Source organism: Exiguobacterium algae (assembly GCF_018617875.1).
Lineage (GTDB): Bacteria > Bacillota > Bacilli > Exiguobacteriales > Exiguobacteriaceae > Exiguobacterium > Exiguobacterium algae.
In genome coordinates this window covers 477,570-495,918 of the sequence record NZ_JACSKZ010000002.1, presented here as the reverse complement: position 1 = coordinate 495,918, position 18,349 = coordinate 477,570, and the positions used below count along the sequence as shown (strand labels likewise).

Below are 18,349 nucleotides of genomic sequence, written 5' to 3'. Positions count from 1 at the left end.
CCTAAACTGAGGTGAAATCAATTGAGTCATACGGACCATATAAAACATAAACTAGCACTCCTGCCGGACGAGCCGGGTTGCTATTTGCATAAAAATGAATATGATGAGGTCATTTATGTCGGAAAGGCGAAGAACTTGAAGAACCGTGTCCGTTCGTATTTCACGGGGGCACATGACATCAAAACGATGCGACTTGTCGCTGAGATTCGTGATTTCGAATACATCGTCACGGCGAGTGAACTCGAGGCGCTATTGTTAGAGATGACCTTGATCAAAAAGCATGACCCGAAATACAACATCCGCTTGAAGGACGATAAGACGTACCCGTATATCAAGATTACGAACGAGCCTTATCCCCGTCTCCTGACGACCCGCAAGTTGAAGAAAGACGGAGGCTATTATTTCGGACCTTACCCGAACGCCTACGCGGCAAACGAGACGAAACGTCTACTCGATAAACTCTATCCACTCCGCAAGTGTCAACCGATGCCGAGGAAGCTCTGTCTGTACTACCATATCGGACAGTGCATGGGGCCATGCGAACTCGCGGTCGATACAGAGGACCAGAAGAAAATCGTCAATGAAATTCGCCGGTTCCTGAACGGGGAGACGAGCGAGACGCTCGCGAAACTGAATGTAGAGATGGGGAAAGCCGCGGAGGATATGCAGTTCGAACGCGCAGCAGAGCTTCGGGACCAAATCCGGGCGGTCGAGTCAATCATGAACAAACAAAACATGATCACAGCCGACCCGACGGCCCGTGACGTGTTCGGCTACACGCTCGACCGAGGCTGGATGTGTGTCCAGGTCTTTTACATGCGGGGCGGAAAAATGATTGAACGAGACGTCTCCTTGTTCCCGATGCACGGTGAACCGTCGGAAGAGCTGGAGAGCTTCATCGTTCAATTTTACGAACAAAACGTTGTCCCAAAAGAAATTCTTGTTCCGGAAACGGTTCGTCTGGATCTGTTGAACGAGGCACTGGCCACAAAAGTCATGCAACCGAAGCGGGGCGCAAAGCGTCAGCTACTGGAACTCGCGACGAAGAATGCGACGATCGCCTTGAACGAGAAGTTTGAATTGCTCGCCCGAGACGAGGAACGGACGCTTTTGGCAATGCGTGAACTTGGGGAAGCAATCGGGATCCCGAATTTATCCCGCGTTGACATCATCGACAATGCGAACATTCAAGGGGCGGACGCGGTATCGGCTCTCGTTGTGTTCGAGGATGGGAAGCCGCTCAAGAAAGAGTATCGAAAATATAAAATTCGGACTGTACAAGGGCCGGACGATTACGAGACGATGCGCGAAGTCGTTCGCCGCAGGTTCCGTCGTCTCCTGACAGAAGGGAAGCGTCTGCCTGACCTGCTCCTGATTGATGGCGGGATCGGTCAATTGAATGCGGCACTCGATGTCATCCAAAACGAGTTCGGCCTCGACTTGCCCGTCGGTTCCTTGAAAAAAGATGATCGTCACCGAACGAGTCAATTGTTGTTTGGGGAAACCGGAGCGATCGTCGAGTTGCATCCGCGATCCAGTGCATTCTATTTACTGCAACGGATGCAAGATGAGGTGCACCGGTTTGCCATCACGTTCCACCGGAGCTTACGAACGAAGAAGATGACGAAGTCAGTCCTGGATGAGATTCCAGGGGTCGGTCCGAAACGACGTCAACAGCTCATTCGTCACTTCGGGTCGATGAAGCAAATCCGGCTCGCCTCCCTTGAACAGTTGAAAGAGGCGGGACTTCCGGAGAAGTTGGCGGAGACGGTCCTGCAATACGTCCATGAGGAGACGGATGAATGAAACAGGTCTGGATTCCTCGGGACGTCGGGCATGTGATCCGTTCGTTTTTGACCGAGGTAGAAAAAGCGGTGCCCCACTTGAGGCATGTATACGTTCACGGGTCATTGGCAATGGGTGGATTTCAACCGGACCGAAGTGATCTTGATTTGCTACTCGTGACATCCCGTTCCCTTGACCAGACAGAAAAAGAAGCCGTCCTCAACCTTTGTTTGAAGTGGTCCGCTTCTCCCTATCCGCTTGAATTGAGTATTTTGTCACAGGATCAGCTACAAAATTGGTGCCACCCGAGTCCGTTTGAATTTCATTTTAGTGAAGGGTGGAGAGAGCGGTTCGAACGGGCGGAAGCGGCAATGAAGGCGACGCTTCAGACAGGGGTGCGTGACCCGGACCTTGCCGCTCATGTGAAAGTCATCATGGAGCGGGGAATCGTCTGGAAAGGAGAGGCAATCGAACATATTCTGAGCGGTTACGAGGAATCTCACTTTGAAGACGCGATCCATCGGGATGTGATGGATTGCTTTGATTCGGTCCAGTTCGATCCAGTATACGCATTACTCAATATGGTTCGTGCATTCGCTTATAAGAAAGAGCAATACCTGTTGTCAAAACAAGAAGCCTATTCATGGTTACGCACGCGAAATGATTTTCCGGGGAATATTGAAGCGACGGTACGGAAAGCGTCCCTTGTATATAGCGGGGAAGCCCATTCTTTCTCAAAGGAAGAACTGGACGAGGCGGTCGCTTTCTTTTGGGACCAATTCAAAAAATAAGAGCCGATGCAATCGCATCGGCTCTTATTCGTAGTCATCTTTACGGTCTAGTTGGACGGTGATTTGGACGGCTTTTCGTGACGGCTCGGCGTAGCCTTCCGCCACACATTGGAAACGTCCTGCAATCTGTTCGGCCAAAAAACCTGCTTCAAGCTGATAATAGCCAGTCGCTTTTTCCTGGGTCGCGGGTGGAGGGACCAATTCAAAAGTGAATTTGTTGCCTCTCTCTTTTACAGGGGTCAACAGTCCCCATCCAGCTTCCATGAAGAAAGCACTCAACTCATCGTTTGTCATTGTCGGGAACTTACGGGCGACCCGTTTTCCTGACCAGTAGATGACTTGGGCGTAATCATCGCCTAGCAAGTCCGTCAACACATAGTCGCGAAGTAATTCAATCGCGAAAATAGGTTGGCTCATCGTTTCCATTCCCTACCATCACTCCAATCTCTCTATATCATTATAACGAGCAATTCGGATTTGGTCACCGTGTATTTTAAAGAATGTGGGATAAATCGGTTAGGTTATCTTGTCATACAATTTTCACAAGAGTAGAATAGGAGTCAGAAAGCTATATCTGCATTTGAAAACGCTTTTATTGACAAAACGAGCCAGTGCTCGTAAAAAGGGGGAACTAGAATGGCTTCGCATCGTGACTACTTTAGTCGTAAAGTCCATTCGCTACTTGGGGTCATCCCAATCGGTTTGTTTTTGATCGTTCACTTGACGGTCAACTACTACATCGTTGATGGGGTGGAGTCTTATAACAAGGCAGCAGAATTTATGGAGAGCTTACCGTACCTGTATTTCCTTGAGGTGGCGCTCATCGCGTTACCAATGCTTTTCCACGGGGTATACGGCGTGTATTATGCGTTTCTCGGGTCAATCAACTCGAACCGTTACTCATATGCACGAAACTGGATGTATCTCTTCCAGCGCTTCACGGGAGTCATTCTCGTCATCTTCATCTCGTGGCACGTTTGGGAAACGCGTCTCGCGAAGTTGCGTGGCGTTGAGGTGAACGCGGAGATGATGCAAAACATCGTCGACAATCCGCTTATGCTTCTTTTCTACATAGTCGGGATCCTTTCGGCTACGTTCCACTTTGCGAACGGTCTTTGGTCGTTTGCAATCACATGGGGAATCACACAGTCACCTCGTTCACAACGCTTCATGAGCTACGTATCAGGTGCCGTGTTCTTGGCACTATCTTTTGTCGGCATCCGTTCGATTTTGACGTTTGCAGGCATCTTGTAATTAGGGGGAATTTTTCATGGCAAATCAAAGTTTGATCGTCATCGGTGGCGGTCTGGCTGGACTCATGGCGACCATCAAGTCGGCTGAGATGGGTGTTCCGGTAAAACTATTCTCGCTTGTACCAGTCAAGCGTTCACATTCAGTTTGTGCTCAAGGCGGAATCAACGGTGCCGTCAACACGAAAGGGGAAGGGGATTCTCCTTGGCAGCATTTTGATGACACGGTATATGGAGGCGACTTCCTTGCCAACCAACCGCCTGTTCAAAAAATGGCGGAGGCCGCTCCGAAAATCATTCACATGTTCGACCGGATGGGCGTCATGTTCAACCGTACGCCGGAAGGTCTCTTGGACTTCCGTCGTTTCGGAGGAACCTTGCACCACCGTACGGCTTATGCCGGGGCGACGACAGGTCAACAGCTCCTTTACGCACTCGATGAGCAGGTTCGCCGTTACGAGGCACAGGGCCTTGTAGAAAAATACGAGGGATGGGAATTCCTTCGTGCTGTCATCGATGAGGAAGGCGTCTGTCGCGGAGCGGTTTGTCAGGATCTTCGTTCGATGGAAATTAAAGCGTTCCCATCTGACGCGGTGATCTTAGCGACAGGTGGCCCTGGGGTCATCTTCGGAAAATCGACAAACTCGGTCATCAACACCGGGCAAGCGGCTGCGGCGGTTTACCGTCAAGGTGCCGTCTATGCGAACGGAGAATTCATTCAAATTCACCCGACGGCGATTCCTGGGGACGACAAACTCCGTCTCATGAGTGAATCGGCTCGTGGGGAAGGTGGACGTGTCTGGACGTATAAAGACGGGAAACCTTGGTACTTCCTCGAAGAGAAGTATCCGGCATACGGAAACCTCGTACCGCGTGACATCGCGACGCGTGAAATCTTTGACGTCTGTGTCAACCAGAAGCTCGGTGTCAACGGCGAGAACATGGTCTACCTCGACTTGTCTCATAAAGATTCGAAAGAACTCGATATCAAACTCGGAGGAATCCTCGAGATTTACGAGAAGTTCGTCGGCGACGACCCACGTAAAGTCCCGATGAAGATTTTCCCGGCAGTCCACTATTCGATGGGCGGACTTTGGGTCGACTACGATCAAATGACGAACATCCCGGGACTGTTCGCTGCGGGTGAATGCGACTACTCGATGCACGGTGCGAACCGACTCGGCGCGAACTCACTCCTCTCTGCCGTGTTCGGCGGGATGGAAGCAGGTCCTGCAGCCGTCACCTATATGCGCGGTCTCGACCAGGCAACCGAGAGTGTGCCGGAAGCGCTCTTCAACTTCAATGAACGTGAAGAAATTGAACGCTTCAACAACATCCTGACGATGGACGGTACAGAAAACGCATACCAAATCCACCGTGAGCTCGGTGAACTCATGACGGATAACGTCACGGTCGTCCGTTACAATGACAAACTTAAAGAAACAGACAAGAAAATCCAAGAATTGCGTGAACGTTTCCATAACATCTCGGCTACGGATACGGCACGTTGGAGCAACCAAGGGGCATCGTTCATCCGACAACTCGACCACATGCTCGACCTCGCACGCGTCATCACACTTGGCGCCCTCAATCGCGACGAGAGCCGTGGTGCGCATTACAAACCGGAGTTCCCGGAACGTGATGACGAGAAGTTCATGAAGACGACGATGGCACGTTACAAAGATGGGGAAGTCGATCTCTCATATGAAGATATCGACGTTTCGTTAATCCCGCCACGTAAACGGGATTACTCGAAGAAAGGGGCGAAGACGAAATGACGACGCCGATGCAATCTGAACAAAAAGACATCCGCTTCATCATCGAACGACAGGATGGACCGGATCAAGCGACCTATACAGAAGAATTCACGGTGCCATACCGTCCGAACATGAACGTCATCTCAGCACTCATGGAGATCCGCCGGAACCCGGTTAATGCGAATGGGGACAAGACGACACCGATCAACTGGGACATGAACTGTCTTGAAGAAGTGTGTGGCGCCTGCTCGATGATCATCAACGGCAAGCCGCGTCAGTCTTGTACTGCACTCGTCGACAAGCTCGAGCAACCGATCCGTCTCGCACCGATGAAGACGTTCCCGGTCATTCGTGACCTTCAAGTCGACCGTCAACGTATGTTTGACGCGTTGAAAAAAGTGAAAGCTTGGGTTCCAATCGATGGAACATACGACCTCGGTCCTGGACCGCGTATGCCGGAAAACAAACGCCAATGGGCGTATGAGTTGTCAAAATGTATGACGTGCGGGGTTTGCCTTGAGGCATGTCCGAACGTCAATGACAAATCGGACTTCATTGGACCAGCTGCCATTTCACAGGTTCGCCTCTTCAACTCGCATCCGACAGGCGCCTTCCATTCGGAAGACCGTCTCGAGGCACTCATGGAAGATGGTGGCATCATGCAGTGCGGAAACGCACAAAACTGTGTCGAGGTTTGTCCGAAAGGCATCCCGCTCACGACATCGATCGCTTCAATGAACCGTCAAACGACACTTCACTCGTTCAAGCAGTTCTTCGGAAGCGACAAAGATCGCACCGGTTCTGCGGTTAAGGCGTAAGATTGCCGATGACCAAGTACTTTCGAGAGCCCGATTGGGAGACACGTGTCAAAGCAGGGATTGCGTTAGATGTGAAGGTTCGCTTTTCGGAGTGTGACCCGTACGGACATATGAACAATACCATCCCGTTCATTTACTTCGAGGACGCCCGAATCGAGCTCCTCGAGGCGACGGGATTCTCTTTGAAAGATGGATTCGTCGTTGTGGCGGATGCGCAATGTGATTACGTCCGACAAGTCATGCCCCGTCAACAATTGACGGTGTATGCCAATGTCTTGACGGTCGGAAATACTTCATGTGATATTCATTACGGGGCATATGACGGAGCACAACTTCTGTTCGCCGGACGCACGAGCCTCGTCCATTTGTCGAAGCAAGGCCGTCCGATGGAATGGACTCCGGAATATAAAAATCGCTTGCAGAATTTTAGTGAATCCGCTATTATTTGATAATGAGTTCACAAACAAAAAATATTCTGCCGGTTCGCCTGTAGAATTGAATTTTGAAGGGAGACCATCATCTCATGGAAAAAACGTTCACAGTCGTTGCTGATTCAGGAATTCACGCTCGTCCAGCTACACAGCTTGTTAACACAGCATCTAAGTTCCAATCAGACATCAACCTCGAGTACAATGGTAAAACAGTAAACTTGAAATCGATCATGGGTGTTCTTTCACTCGGTATCGCAAAAGATTCAACAATCAAGATCACTGCTGAAGGTGAAGATGCAGAAGAAGCGATCAACACGCTTTCTGACATGCTCACAAGCGAAGGTCTTGCACAGTAATTCGGGTAAAGGACGAGGCGCCACTGGCGACCTCGTCTTTTTTTGTCATGGGACCGTTTCTTTTTCCGTGAGATGTTTTTTGATAAGATAAGTGGGAATGGAAGTGATGAATATGAAACAAGCGATTGGAGTGCTCGATTCAGGCGTCGGCGGCTTGACCGTGGTCAAAGAATTGATGCGCCAGCTCCCAAAGGAAGAAATCATCTACATCGGGGACACCGAGCGATGCCCGTACGGCCCGCGTCCACACGATGAGATTGAAGCTTACACGTGGGAACTGATCGAATTTTTATTGAAAAAACAAGTCAAAATGATTGTCATCGCCTGCAATACGGCGACGGCTGTCGTTTTGAAAGAGGCGCGGAAACGCCTTGATATTCCGGTCATCGGTGTCATCGACCCGGGTGCCCGGGCTGCCGTTAAAGGCACACGCAACAAACATATCGGGGTCATCGGAACGAAGATGACGATCGAGAGTGGTTCGTATGAAAAAGCACTGCGCCATGTCGCAGGTGAGGTCGATGTCTATTCGTTGGCGTGCCCACCGTTTGTCCCGCTCGTCGAAGCAGGCGAGTTGTCTGGCGATCGTGTTCATCAAATCGTCAAGGATACGATTTGTCCGCTGCAATCTTCGGAAATGGACACATTGATTTTGGGATGTACGCATTATCCGCTCCTGGCTCCGGTCATTCAAGATGTCGTCGGTCCGGAGGTTCATCTGATTTCATCCGGTGACGAAACCGCGCTTGAAGTGGCGGCGATTCTAGATTATCAGGAATTGGAGAATGATTTGGACACGGTGCCGGGTCACAAGTTCTTCGCAACGGGAGATGTCGAACTGTTCGACCGTCTTGCGACAGAATGGCTCGGGCATCCGGTCCATGCCGAGAAAGTCGAGGTGACCGGAATCGATGCGTAAAAATCGAGAAAACAACGAGTTGCGACCTGTTGAGATTGTGCCGCATGTGAATAAACACGCCGAAGGGTCTGTCCTGATTTCGATCGGAGACACGAAGGTCATCTGTACGGCCACCGTTGAAGAACGGGTTCCGAATTTCCTTCGTGGAAAACGACAAGGGTGGATCAATGCTGAATATGCGATGCTCCCACGGGCGACCGGAGACCGGACCGTCCGGGAATCGGTTCGTGGCAAACAGTCCGGACGCACGATGGAGATTCAACGTTTGATCGGACGTTCGTTACGTTCGGTCGTCGATTTGGAACGGCTCGGTGAGCGCACGATCTGGATTGATTGTGATGTCATCCAAGCCGATGGCGGCACACGAACGGCGTCGATCACCGGAGGATTTTGTGCACTCGTCTTAGCGGTCGATCGATTAATCCGTCAAGGAAAGCTAGACGATACCCCGATCAAGGAAGGCGTTGCAGCCATCTCGGTCGGGCGGACGGATGAACTGGTTCTTGACTTGAACTATGAAGAGGACGCTGCCGCTGAAGTGGACATGAACGTCGTCATGACGGCGAGCGGTCGTTTCGTCGAAGTACAAGGGACAGGTGAAGAAGCTACCTTTACCTTAATGGAAATGAACGACATGCTGGCACTCGCACAAGACGGGATTGAAAAGTTATTCCACGTTGCAGAGGAAGCACTCGGTGCCTCCTGGTGGTATGTCGGAGAACGTTCGGAGGAGACATTATGAAGTTGATTCTAGCAACACACAACCCGGGAAAAGTGAAAGAGTTGGAAGGAATGTTGACCCCGCTCGGTTTTGAGGTCGAATCGCTTTTGGATTACCCGGACGCGCCTGAAACGGACGAGACCGGGACGACGTTTGAAGAAAATGCGGAACTGAAAGCGACGGAAGCCGCCCGCTACTTCGGACATGCCGTCTTGGCGGATGACTCGGGACTCGAAGTCGATGCACTCGACGGAGCGCCTGGCGTGTACTCTGCCCGCTTTGCCGGTCCTGAAAAGTCTGATGAGGCGAACAACGCTTTGTTGCTTGAAAAATTGAACGGGACATCGAATCGCGGAGCCCGTTTCGTCTGCACGTTATGCTTGGCCAAACCGGACGGGGAAACCTTGACGGTACGGGGCACGCTCGAAGGCTCAATCGGATACGCGCCGCGCGGTGAGAACGGATTCGGATACGATCCACTCTTTATCGTGCCGTCGCTTCATAAGACGGCAGCGGAATTGGAGCGCGAAGAAAAAGCGGCAATCAGTCACCGCGGTCAGGCGTTGCGTAAGCTGCAGGAAGCCATCGTACCATTCATGAAAGGGTGAGGGTTATGCGATTTCTCATTGTGAGTGATAGTCACGGTTTAACGGAAGAACTGCTCGAAATTTTTAATCGGCACGAACAAGAGATTGACGACGCATTTCATTGCGGGGACTCCCAGCTCGCATTGGTGGATGAACATCTGCTTCCGTATCATACCGTACGAGGCAACTGTGACTTTGGCGGCGACTTGCCGCTCGAACGAATCGAGAATACACCTGAAGGAACGATTTTGATGGTCCATGGGCACCATCACGATGTCAAATATGACTTGAACCGACTGCGCTACCGGGCTGAAGAAATCGGGGCAAGCGTTGTCCTCTTCGGTCATTCGCATGTCGCCGGGGCATTGATTGAGGACGGGGTCCTCTACATCAATCCGGGCTCGATTCGGATGCCGCGTGGCCGGACGGACAAGACGTATGCGCTTCTCGAATTAGGAGACGGGGCGGCCTCGGTTCGTTTCTATCGTTCGGAGGACGGTTCGCATGTGAGTGACTTGGACGTAGAAGGAAGACTCTGAGGCATAAATGGAAAGAATCGATTGACAGAGAACCATTTTTCTATTATAGTTTTCATGTCAATGTCCCAATAGCTCAGCAGGATAGAGCAACGGCCTTCTAAGCCGTCGGTCGGGGGTTCGAATCCCTCTTGGGACGCTTCCATTAAAATAGAGATGGTCTCTACGGAGATCGTCTCTTTTTTCATTTTCTGGGAAATTGATTGACAATGAATCAAGTCCTAACGGAAGATGAAGAGGAGTGGGAGAAAGGGTGTGGGAAGATGGAGAAGGAAAAAGATTATCCGTTCCCGGGGAATTGGTCACGTCTTCATAAAATGATTCAAGAAGCGGATGCGGCTGGTGAGCGTCAGCGGATTGAGCCGATCTTATGGGACTGGTATCAGACGATTCCGGGGGACCCGTTTATTTTCATGGAAATCTTCCAGTGCGTGATGGAACGACCAGACGAGGCGGACACGATTGAAAAGCTCCAGGAATTGGTCGCCATTCACATGGCGGAAGCGGAAGAACCGGCATCGGGCGGACTGCAAATCGCACAGTATTACATCATGCGCGATCAGCCGTTTGAGGCGGCGCATTGGATCAATCGCTATCTTGAGTGGCAGGATGAAAAAGACACGGTAAACACGCAGGCACATCAGGTGCTACAAGTGTTGAAAATGACCGAGTTCCCTTCTGCCATCGCCAAGTTGAAACGGACGTTGACGCGTGGAAGTGCGGGAGAACAAATCGAGATGCTCCAGCATGTACATTTCAATATCGACGCGGTGCTCGACAATGTTTTAAACGATTTGCTTCTTTCCGATCGACCAAAGCTGGTCAAGCTGGTCGTATTGGAGAAGGCGTTCGTTGAACAACCGGTCGTCGAATGGAACGATCTCGGAACACGTCATCGCTTGTCACGTGATGAGGCGAGTGAACAGATTGCGACTTGGGAAACAGTCGTCACGACGCTTCAAAAACGGGTAAAAGGGGACGAAATCGGGACGCAGTTGTTGATGAACTATATGTATTCACATTATCCGTATGTCCCGGCAGAGGTGGAAGAGATTGATCGTGCCATCGAGTCTGCCAAACAGGCGATTCTGCAGGATGAAAAACCGGATGGTCTAGCCGCTGAAGTATTGGAGGCCGATCTACGCTTTACACAGGCGTTATTAGACTAAATCCTTGTGTGCACACCCCGGATTTATGCTATAATACGGATTGTTGTACATTTTTGTACGGTATAAACGAATTGTTGGAGGGACTTAGCATGACAGCAAAATGGGAAAAAACAGCAGGCAGCCAAGGCGTACTCACGTACGAAGCACCTGCAGAAGCTTTTGATAAAGCAGTTGACGCCGCATTTAAAAAAGTCGTCAAAGACTTGAACGTGCCTGGCTTCCGTAAAGGGAAATTGCCACGCCCAATGTTCAACAAAATGTACGGAGAAGAAGCACTCTACCAAGATGCGCTCGACATTCTCTACCGCGACACAATCGAAGGTGCGGTTGAAGAAGCTGGTTTCGAACCAATCGCGCTCGAAAACATCGATGTAGACGGCACGCTCGAGAAAGGCAAACCAGTTACGTTCAAAGTAACATTCGTGGTTGAGCCTGAAGCTGAGCTTGGCGAATACAAAGGTCTTGAGTACGAAGCTGTTGCGACAGAAGTGACAGAAGAAGAAGTGACAGCAGAACTTGAAACACTTCAACAGCAAGGCGCAGAGCTCGCTGTTAAAGAAGGTGCGATCGAAAACGGCGATACAGCTGTCTTTGATTTTGCAGGTTTCGCTGACGGTGAGCAGTTCGAAGGCGGTACAGCTGAGAACTACACACTCGAAATCGGTTCTGGTCAATTCATCCCAGGCTTCGAAGAGCAAATGATCGGCATGACGGCTGGTGAAGAAAAAGACGTTGAAGTAACATTCCCTGAAGAGTACCACGCTGAAAACTTGGCGGGTAAACCAGCGACATTCAAAGTCAAACTTCACGAAGTCAAAACAAAACAAGTTCCTGAGCTTGACGACGAGTTCGCAAAAGACATCGACGAGTCAGTATCTTCACTCGAAGAGTTGAAAGCGAAAATCCGCGAGCGCTTAGAAGCTGGCAAGAAACAAGAAGCTGAAGGAACAATGCGCGACCAACTCGTTGAGCAGGCAACTGCAAACGCGACAATCGACGTACCTGCAGTACTTGTTGAACAAGAAGTAGACCGCATGGTTCAAGAGTTCGGTTCACGTGTTTCTTCACAAGGAATCGACCTCAACATGTACTTCGAACTCACAGGAACTTCTGAAGAAGCAATGCGCGAAGAGATGAAAGAGCAAGCTGAAGAGCGCGTAAAAGCTCGTCTCGTCTTGAAAGCAATCGCTGAAAAAGAAGCTGTTGAAGTATCTGACGAAGATGCTGAAAAAGAGCTCGAAGAAATGTCTAAACTTTACAACATCGCGCCAGATCAACTCCGCACGATGCTCGCACCACAAGGTGGTCTTGAGACACTTAAAGGTGACCTCAAATTCCGTAAAGCGATCGACATCCTCGTTGAGAACGGAAAAGCGAAGTAATTCGATTTACAGTGGGACGACTGCTCAGCGGTCGTCCTTTTTTGTTGAGCAGGTTGCATGTGTAATTCTTTGAAGTCCTCTATAAGTTCATGCTACAATTATTTCAACGCAGAGATGTAAATGTTGTTTCGAGGTGGATGACACCAGAAAAACACAAATAGGCGATTTATCGCACTTACATCCATTTTCACCACAGAAGGGGTGTACCGAATGTTCAAATTTAACGAGGAAAAGGGGCAACTCAAGTGCTCGTTTTGCGGAAAATCGCAAGAACAAGTCCGTAAATTAGTCGCCGGTCCTGGCGTATACATTTGCGACGAATGTATCGAACTTTGCAATGAAATCGTTGAGGAAGAACTCGGTGTGGAGGAAGAAGTCGAATTTAAAGACATTCCAAAACCACAAGAGATTCGTAATGTCCTCGATGAGTATGTCATTGGTCAAGACCGTGCAAAACGCTCACTTGCTGTAGCCGTCTATAACCACTATAAACGAATCAATGCGGGTGGCCGCGCAGATGATGTCGAGCTTTCGAAATCGAACATCGTCATGATTGGACCAACAGGTAGCGGGAAGACGCTCCTCGCTCAGACAATGGCACGCATCTTGAACGTCCCATTCGCGATTGCGGATGCGACGAGCTTGACGGAAGCCGGTTATGTCGGGGAAGACGTCGAGAACATCTTGCTCAAGTTGATCCAGGCTGCCGACTATGATGTCGAAAAAGCAGAAAAAGGAATCATCTACATCGATGAAATCGATAAGATTGCCCGTAAGTCTGAAAACCCGTCGATTACGCGTGACGTATCGGGTGAAGGGGTTCAGCAGGCGCTTCTTAAAATTCTTGAAGGGACGACAGCGAGCGTACCGCCACAAGGTGGTCGTAAGCATCCGCATCAGGAATTCATCCAAATCGATACGACGAATATACTCTTCATCGTCGGTGGTGCTTTTGCCGGAATCGAATCGGTCGTCAAGCGCCGGATCGGGAAAAAAGTCATCGGTTTCGGAAACGATCAGGAAAACCGCGAGTTGACGCAAGAAGACTTGCTCGCCCGTGCGTTGCCTGAAGACCTTCAGAAATTCGGATTGATTCCTGAGTTTATCGGACGTTTGCCGGTTATGGCGACGCTCACGACGCTCGATGAGGCTGCCCTCGTTGAGATCTTGACGAAGCCGAAGAACGCACTTGTTCGTCAATACGAGAAGATGCTTGAGCTAGATGATGTCGAACTTTCGTTCACGGACGAAGCGTTGATTGAAATCGCGAAGCTTGCCATCAAACGGAAGACGGGTGCACGTGGTCTCCGCTCGATCATCGAAGAAATGATGCTTGATGTGATGTTTACCGTCCCATCGCGCGACGATATCGAGAAAGTCATCATCACTGACGATACGATTACGGGTCTTGCCGGTCCGAAATACGTACTCCGTGATGGTACTGTCGAACAGACAGGGGACAACAAAGAGACAGCATAATTCTTTTAATGAAGAAGGCTCAAACACTCGGCACACCCGAGTTTTGGGCCTTTTTGCACAGGAGGCGTTGTAAATGGAACAGTTACCCATCCTTCCTTTGCGAGGAGTCGTCGTTTATCCGCTCATCGGTGTAACCATCGATGTCGGACGCCCGCTATCCCTGCGGGCGCTCCTTGCCGCAAAGGAGCATGAGACCGATTTAATTGTCGTGACCCAAAAAGAAACGGGGAAAGAATCGCCCGAGCCGGAAGATTTGTATACGGTCGGGACACGGGTTCACATCGCAAAAATGAGTGAGCTCTCGAATGAGACGATTCGGGTTCGTCTCGTCGGTAAAGAACGTGTCCGAGTCGATTCGATCGAATCAACGGACGAAGGTTGGTTTGCCAATGTCGAACCAGTCGAACTCGTCGAAGGGGAAGAAGTCGAGCGGACAGCGCTCGTCCGGCTATTGAAAGAACAGTTCGGCAAACTTGTCGGGAAAATCAAAGGTTTGTCACCGGATGAACGCCGTCGCTTTGAAATGTATGAGCGGCTCGAGTCGCTCACGGATTACATTTCGTCAAAACTCGATGTCGACGTTGAAATCCGTCAAGCGATGCTTGAAGAAGCGGATGCCGTCAAACGGGGGCTTGAACTGCTTGAAATCATGACACATGAAGTCGAAGTCATCGAGCTAGAGCAAGAATTGCGCGAACGGACGAAAAAGACGATTGAACAGTCGCAACGCGAATACTACTTACGTGAACAAATGAAGACGATCCAGCAAGAGCTCGGAGACCAGTCCCAGGAGTCCGAACCGAACCGTCTCCGTGAAAAGCTCGAGGCACTCGACCTGCCGGAAGCGACACGCAAAAACGTGATGCGGGAAGCGGATCGATTGAACGTCGTGCCCGCGACTTCACCGGAATATGCGGTCATCCGTAATTACCTGGACTGGGTCGCTTCGCTGCCATGGGGGATTGAAACGGAAGACAAACTGGATGTGAAACATGCGGCGGAAGTGCTCGATGATGACCATTACGGGTTGGAGTCGGTCAAGGACCGTATTCTCGAATACTTAGCCGTCCGTCAATTGACGAACTCGCTCCGGGGACCCATCCTCTGTTTGGCTGGACCTCCAGGGGTCGGGAAGACATCGCTCGCCCGTTCCATCGCCTCAGCGCTCGAACGGCATTTCGTCCGCGTCTCACTCGGTGGAGTTCGGGACGAGGCTGAAATCCGTGGTCATCGCCGGACGTATATCGGCGCGATGCCGGGGCGGATCATCCGGGGATTGAAGCAGGCGGAAAGCAAGAACCCGGTGTTCCTGCTCGATGAAATCGATAAGATGGCATCTGACTTCCGCGGCGATCCGGCGTCGGCAATGCTAGAAGTGCTCGACCCGGAACAAAACGTCTCCTTCTCGGATCATTACATCGAGGAGCCGTTTGATCTCTCGAACGTCCTGTTCATCGCAACGGCAAACGATGTGTCGCAAATCCCGGCACCTCTTCTTGACCGGATGGAGCTCATTCAAATCGGTGGGTACACGGAACTCGAGAAAGTCGAGATTGCGAAGCGACACTTGATGCCGAAGCAATATAAAGAACACGGCTTGAAGAAGAGCCAGCTCAACATCAAAGAGGACGCACTGTATGAAGTGGTTCGCCGTTATACGCGGGAGGCAGGAGTACGTAGCCTCGAGCGCGTCATCGGTTCACTTTGCCGCAAAGCTGCGAAGCAAATTGCACTTGGTGAGAAAAAGAGCGTCACCATTTCGAAGAAAAGCCTGGGGAATTATCTCGGGAAGCCGAAATACCGGTACGGCAAGGGTGAGACGGAAGATTCGATCGGAGCGGTCACAGGTCTGGCGTACACGGCGTTCGGCGGAGATACGTTGACGATTGAAGTCGCGCTCGCCCCAGGGAAAGGGAAGTTACAATTGACGGGTAAACTCGGTGACGTGATGCAGGAGTCGGCCCAGACGGCGTATAGTTATGTCCGTTCAAACGCGGAGCGCTTCGGGATCGACCCGACGTTTTATGAGCGGCAGGATATTCATATCCACGTCCCGGAAGGCGCGGTACCGAAAGATGGACCGTCTGCCGGAATCACGATCGCGACCGCACTCATTTCGGCTTTAACCGGTAAAAAAGTGCATCGTGACATCGGGATGACAGGAGAAATCACGTTACGTGGCCGTGTCTTACCGATTGGCGGGCTGAAGGAAAAAGCACTCGCTGCCCACCGCGCCGGTTTGACGACCATCGTCATTCCGAAAGATAATGAACGAGACATCGATGACATTCAAGATACGGTACGTGAGAAATTGACGTTTGTTCCCGTAACCACACTCGATGAAGTATTAGACGTAGCATTTGGAGGAGAATAAATGAAGATCAATAAAGCAGAATTTGTGACGAGTGCCGTGGCACCAGACCATTATCCGGTTCATGAGTTACCGGAAGTGGCGCTCGCGGGACGGTCAAACGTCGGGAAATCGTCGTTCATCAATAAGATTTGCCAACGGAAAGCGCTCGCCCGCACTTCTTCGAAACCAGGGAAGACGCAGACGCTCAACTTCTTTAACATCAACGACGAAATCATGTTCGTCGACGTCCCGGGATACGGCTATGCCAAAGTCTCGAAGACGGAGCGTGAGAAGTGGGGCGTGATGATGGAGCAGTATTTGACGAAACAGGAGGCGCTTCGCGGTGTCGTCTTACTCGTCGATATCCGTCATGACCCGACCGGGGATGACGTGACGATGTATAACTTCTTGAAACATTACGACATCCCGGTCATCGTCGTGGCGACGAAGCTGGATAAAATCAAGAAGAGTCAACGGCAAAAGCATGAGTCGGCTGTGAAGCGGAAGCTTCAGTTCGACCCATCAGACCGCTTCGTTGCGTTCTCGGCCGAGACGGCAGAAGGAAAAGATGAAGCCTGGAAAGCAATCTACGATTTGATTTCGGACGGCGAATGAACAAGAGACGGAGGGGAAACCCTTCGTCTTTTCGTTTTCCTCGTCACGAGGTCGGGTAAGTATCGTATAATCATGATAGTACATAGTCATAATAGAATCATAAACGAGGTGAAGGCATGCAACGAATGTTCGAAAGTAAATGGTACCGCGCCCTTTTTTGGACGTTAACCATCTTTTTAGTCATTTGGGTCGGGACACAGATTTCCTTTGTCTTTGAACCGATTCAAGTGATTTTGGCACTTGTCACGGTACCGCTGATCATAGCGGGCTTGTTCTTTTATTTCCTGGTCGGGATCGTCGACTTTCTTGAGAAACGCTTGAAAGGAAAGCGTCCGCTCGCTGTAGCCATCACGTTGGTCGGACTCGTCCTTATTTTCACGATCGTCTTCAGCGTACTCGGTCCGGTGCTCGGGGAGCAGATTACAGCACTGATCGATGCGCTGCCAAGCATCGCGAAAGAGCTGCAACAACAGGCGTTCGCAGTTCGGGACTCACTGCTTGAGAATGACTTCCTGTCGCGATTCATGGCGGCGAACGATGAAATGTTCCGTAACTTGACGACGAGCATCACTTCCTATTTGGGAGACTTGTTTGGAAATATCGCGTCATCGTTCGGTCAGGTCATCGGCTTTGTCACGTCTGCAGTTATTACGGTCGTCGTCATTCCGTTCATGCTCCTTTACATGCTTCTTGACGGGAAGCGTCTGCCGGACGCCATCGTCAAATTGCTTCCATCGAGCTATGAAAAAGAAACCCGCCATATCTTGCACGATATGCATGAAACAGTCCGCAGTTACGTCAATGCCCAAATCCTTGTGGCTTTCTTCGTCGGGATCACCTCGCTCATCGGATTATGGATTGTCGGTGTCGATTATGCGATTTTATTAGCGCTCTTTATGATGGTGACGAACATCATCCCGTACGTCGGACCGTTCTTAGGGGCCGCACCAGCGGTCGTCGTGGCGTTCATCCAGGACCCAATCAAAGTGCTTTGGGTCATCGTGGTCATTATTATCGTCCAGCAGATTGAATCGAACGTCATCTCGCCACTCATTCAAGGGAAGTCGCTCAAGGTACACCCACTCACGATCATCATCGTCTTACTCGTGGCTGGAAACTTGGCAGGGCTCATCGGCATGCTGATTGCTGTTCCATTCTATGCCGTCGCCAAAACGGTCATTCAAAATATTGTACGCATCTATAAATTGCGCGAACGGGAGCAGTATTTAGAAAAAGAAGAGACGGAGAGCCCAATCATCACAGAACCGAACGCATCTGAATAAGGACAAGGGTAGAAATGGGAATTTGTCCATTTCTACTTCTTTTTGTCACAAAAAGTTCTTATTTTATTTCACAAAAATCAAACAGAAGATTATAGTTCGTACATGAAAATTGTTATA

At 50.5% G+C, this 18,349-nt stretch carries 18 protein-coding genes and 1 tRNA gene; 18 read left to right on the top strand and 1 reads right to left on the bottom strand.

Annotated elements, in window-relative coordinates:
- Positions 1-21: 21 nt before the first annotated feature.
- The gene (gene uvrC / locus KNP03_RS07730) at positions 22-1,806 is read left to right on the top strand and encodes an excinuclease ABC subunit UvrC (protein ID WP_214827744.1); all 1,785 of its coding nucleotides are present in this window, start codon (positions 22-24) and stop codon (positions 1,804-1,806) included.
- Positions 1,803-2,576: an aminoglycoside adenylyltransferase domain-containing protein gene (locus tag KNP03_RS07725; protein ID WP_214827743.1), complete on the top strand. Its 774-nt coding sequence runs from the start codon at positions 1,803-1,805 to the stop codon at positions 2,574-2,576. The genes uvrC and KNP03_RS07725 overlap by 4 nt, the downstream gene beginning before the upstream one ends.
- Positions 2,577-2,600: 24 nt before the next feature.
- Here the strand turns inward: KNP03_RS07725 and KNP03_RS07720 are convergent, their stop codons facing one another.
- Positions 2,601-2,993 carry a YslB family protein gene (locus KNP03_RS07720; protein ID WP_240544504.1) on the bottom strand — a complete coding sequence of 131 codons (393 nt, stop codon included), beginning with the start codon at positions 2,991-2,993 and terminating at the stop codon, positions 2,601-2,603.
- 219 nt (positions 2,994-3,212) lie between these two features.
- Between KNP03_RS07720 and KNP03_RS07715 the strand changes: the two genes are divergently transcribed.
- The 16 genes from KNP03_RS07715 (at position 3,213) to KNP03_RS07640 (ending at position 18,232) form a co-directional block, all read left to right on the top strand.
- On the top strand, positions 3,213-3,830 hold the full coding sequence (locus tag KNP03_RS07715; RefSeq protein WP_214827739.1) for a succinate dehydrogenase cytochrome b558 subunit: 618 nt from the start codon (positions 3,213-3,215) through the stop codon (positions 3,828-3,830).
- Positions 3,831-3,846: 16 nt separating this feature from the next.
- Entirely contained in the window at positions 3,847-5,604 is a 1,758-nt protein-coding gene (sdhA, locus tag KNP03_RS07710; protein ID WP_214827736.1) for a succinate dehydrogenase flavoprotein subunit, read from the top strand.
- Between the two features lie 8 nt (positions 5,605-5,612).
- Positions 5,613-6,401, top strand: a complete 789-nt coding sequence (sdhB, locus tag KNP03_RS07705) for a succinate dehydrogenase iron-sulfur subunit (RefSeq protein ID WP_214828320.1) — start codon at positions 5,613-5,615, stop codon at positions 6,399-6,401.
- 8 nt (positions 6,402-6,409) lie between these two features.
- On the top strand, positions 6,410-6,850 hold the full coding sequence (locus KNP03_RS07700; protein WP_214827733.1) for an acyl-CoA thioesterase: 441 nt from the start codon (positions 6,410-6,412) through the stop codon (positions 6,848-6,850).
- A gap of 74 nt (positions 6,851-6,924) precedes the next feature.
- Entirely contained in the window at positions 6,925-7,188 is a 264-nt protein-coding gene (locus KNP03_RS07695; RefSeq protein ID WP_015881106.1) for a phosphocarrier protein HPr, read from the top strand.
- A gap of 112 nt (positions 7,189-7,300) precedes the next feature.
- Positions 7,301-8,107: a glutamate racemase gene (racE, locus tag KNP03_RS07690; RefSeq protein ID WP_276313814.1), complete on the top strand. Its 807-nt coding sequence runs from the start codon at positions 7,301-7,303 to the stop codon at positions 8,105-8,107.
- Positions 8,100-8,849 carry a ribonuclease PH gene (rph, locus tag KNP03_RS07685; RefSeq protein ID WP_214827728.1) on the top strand — a complete coding sequence of 250 codons (750 nt, stop codon included), beginning with the start codon at positions 8,100-8,102 and terminating at the stop codon, positions 8,847-8,849. Before racE ends, rph begins: the two co-directional genes overlap by 8 nt.
- On the top strand, positions 8,846-9,436 hold the full coding sequence (locus KNP03_RS07680) for an XTP/dITP diphosphatase (RefSeq protein WP_214827725.1): 591 nt from the start codon (positions 8,846-8,848) through the stop codon (positions 9,434-9,436). The genes rph and KNP03_RS07680 overlap by 4 nt, the downstream gene beginning before the upstream one ends.
- A gap of 5 nt (positions 9,437-9,441) precedes the next feature.
- A complete protein-coding gene (locus KNP03_RS07675; RefSeq protein WP_214827722.1) occupies positions 9,442-9,954 on the top strand; it encodes a metallophosphoesterase family protein in 513 nt (170 codons plus the stop codon).
- A 62-nt stretch (positions 9,955-10,016) separates the two neighbouring features.
- Positions 10,017-10,090: transfer RNA gene (locus tag KNP03_RS07670), tRNA-Arg, on the top strand.
- A 70-nt stretch (positions 10,091-10,160) separates the two neighbouring features.
- Positions 10,161-11,120: a hypothetical protein gene (locus KNP03_RS07665; RefSeq protein ID WP_240544503.1), complete on the top strand. Its 960-nt coding sequence runs from the start codon at positions 10,161-10,163 to the stop codon at positions 11,118-11,120.
- A gap of 89 nt (positions 11,121-11,209) precedes the next feature.
- Positions 11,210-12,502: a trigger factor gene (tig, locus tag KNP03_RS07660; protein WP_214827719.1), complete on the top strand. Its 1,293-nt coding sequence runs from the start codon at positions 11,210-11,212 to the stop codon at positions 12,500-12,502.
- A 210-nt stretch (positions 12,503-12,712) separates the two neighbouring features.
- Entirely contained in the window at positions 12,713-13,981 is a 1,269-nt protein-coding gene (clpX, locus tag KNP03_RS07655) for an ATP-dependent protease ATP-binding subunit ClpX (protein ID WP_214827716.1), read from the top strand.
- A gap of 73 nt (positions 13,982-14,054) precedes the next feature.
- On the top strand, positions 14,055-16,355 hold the full coding sequence (gene lon / locus KNP03_RS07650) for an endopeptidase La (protein WP_214827713.1): 2,301 nt from the start codon (positions 14,055-14,057) through the stop codon (positions 16,353-16,355).
- Positions 16,356-16,949, top strand: coding sequence for a ribosome biogenesis GTP-binding protein YihA/YsxC (gene yihA / locus KNP03_RS07645; protein WP_214827710.1), 594 nt, complete (start codon positions 16,356-16,358; stop codon positions 16,947-16,949).
- Between the two features lie 116 nt (positions 16,950-17,065).
- Positions 17,066-18,232, top strand: a complete 1,167-nt coding sequence (locus tag KNP03_RS07640; RefSeq protein ID WP_214827707.1) for an AI-2E family transporter — start codon at positions 17,066-17,068, stop codon at positions 18,230-18,232.
- Positions 18,233-18,349 lie beyond the last annotated feature (117 nt).

Bases quoted from the DNA above. Each gene is read 5' to 3' on its own strand.
- KNP03_RS07700 (WP_214827733.1), top strand. From the start codon at position 6,410: ATGACCAAGTACTTTCGAGAGCCCGATTGGGAGACACGTGTCAAAGCA.
- tig (WP_214827719.1), top strand. From the start codon at position 11,210: ATGACAGCAAAATGGGAAAAAACAGCAGGCAGCCAAGGCGTACTCACG.
- KNP03_RS07695 (WP_015881106.1), top strand. From the start codon at position 6,925: ATGGAAAAAACGTTCACAGTCGTTGCTGATTCAGGAATTCACGCTCGT.
- sdhA (WP_214827736.1), top strand. From the start codon at position 3,847: ATGGCAAATCAAAGTTTGATCGTCATCGGTGGCGGTCTGGCTGGACTC.
- KNP03_RS07640 (WP_214827707.1), top strand. From the start codon at position 17,066: ATGCAACGAATGTTCGAAAGTAAATGGTACCGCGCCCTTTTTTGGACG.
- KNP03_RS07675 (WP_214827722.1), top strand. From the start codon at position 9,442: ATGCGATTTCTCATTGTGAGTGATAGTCACGGTTTAACGGAAGAACTG.
- KNP03_RS07665 (WP_240544503.1), top strand. From the start codon at position 10,161: ATGAATCAAGTCCTAACGGAAGATGAAGAGGAGTGGGAGAAAGGGTGT.
- KNP03_RS07680 (WP_214827725.1), top strand. From the start codon at position 8,846: ATGAAGTTGATTCTAGCAACACACAACCCGGGAAAAGTGAAAGAGTTG.
- lon (WP_214827713.1), top strand. From the start codon at position 14,055: ATGGAACAGTTACCCATCCTTCCTTTGCGAGGAGTCGTCGTTTATCCG.
- racE (WP_276313814.1), top strand. From the start codon at position 7,301: ATGAAACAAGCGATTGGAGTGCTCGATTCAGGCGTCGGCGGCTTGACC.
- sdhB (WP_214828320.1), top strand. From the start codon at position 5,613: ATGCAATCTGAACAAAAAGACATCCGCTTCATCATCGAACGACAGGAT.
- KNP03_RS07720 (WP_240544504.1), bottom strand. From the start codon at position 2,993: ATGAGCCAACCTATTTTCGCGATTGAATTACTTCGCGACTATGTGTTG.
- KNP03_RS07725 (WP_214827743.1), top strand. From the start codon at position 1,803: ATGAAACAGGTCTGGATTCCTCGGGACGTCGGGCATGTGATCCGTTCG.
- yihA (WP_214827710.1), top strand. From the start codon at position 16,356: ATGAAGATCAATAAAGCAGAATTTGTGACGAGTGCCGTGGCACCAGAC.
- KNP03_RS07715 (WP_214827739.1), top strand. From the start codon at position 3,213: ATGGCTTCGCATCGTGACTACTTTAGTCGTAAAGTCCATTCGCTACTT.
- rph (WP_214827728.1), top strand. From the start codon at position 8,100: ATGCGTAAAAATCGAGAAAACAACGAGTTGCGACCTGTTGAGATTGTG.
- clpX (WP_214827716.1), top strand. From the start codon at position 12,713: ATGTTCAAATTTAACGAGGAAAAGGGGCAACTCAAGTGCTCGTTTTGC.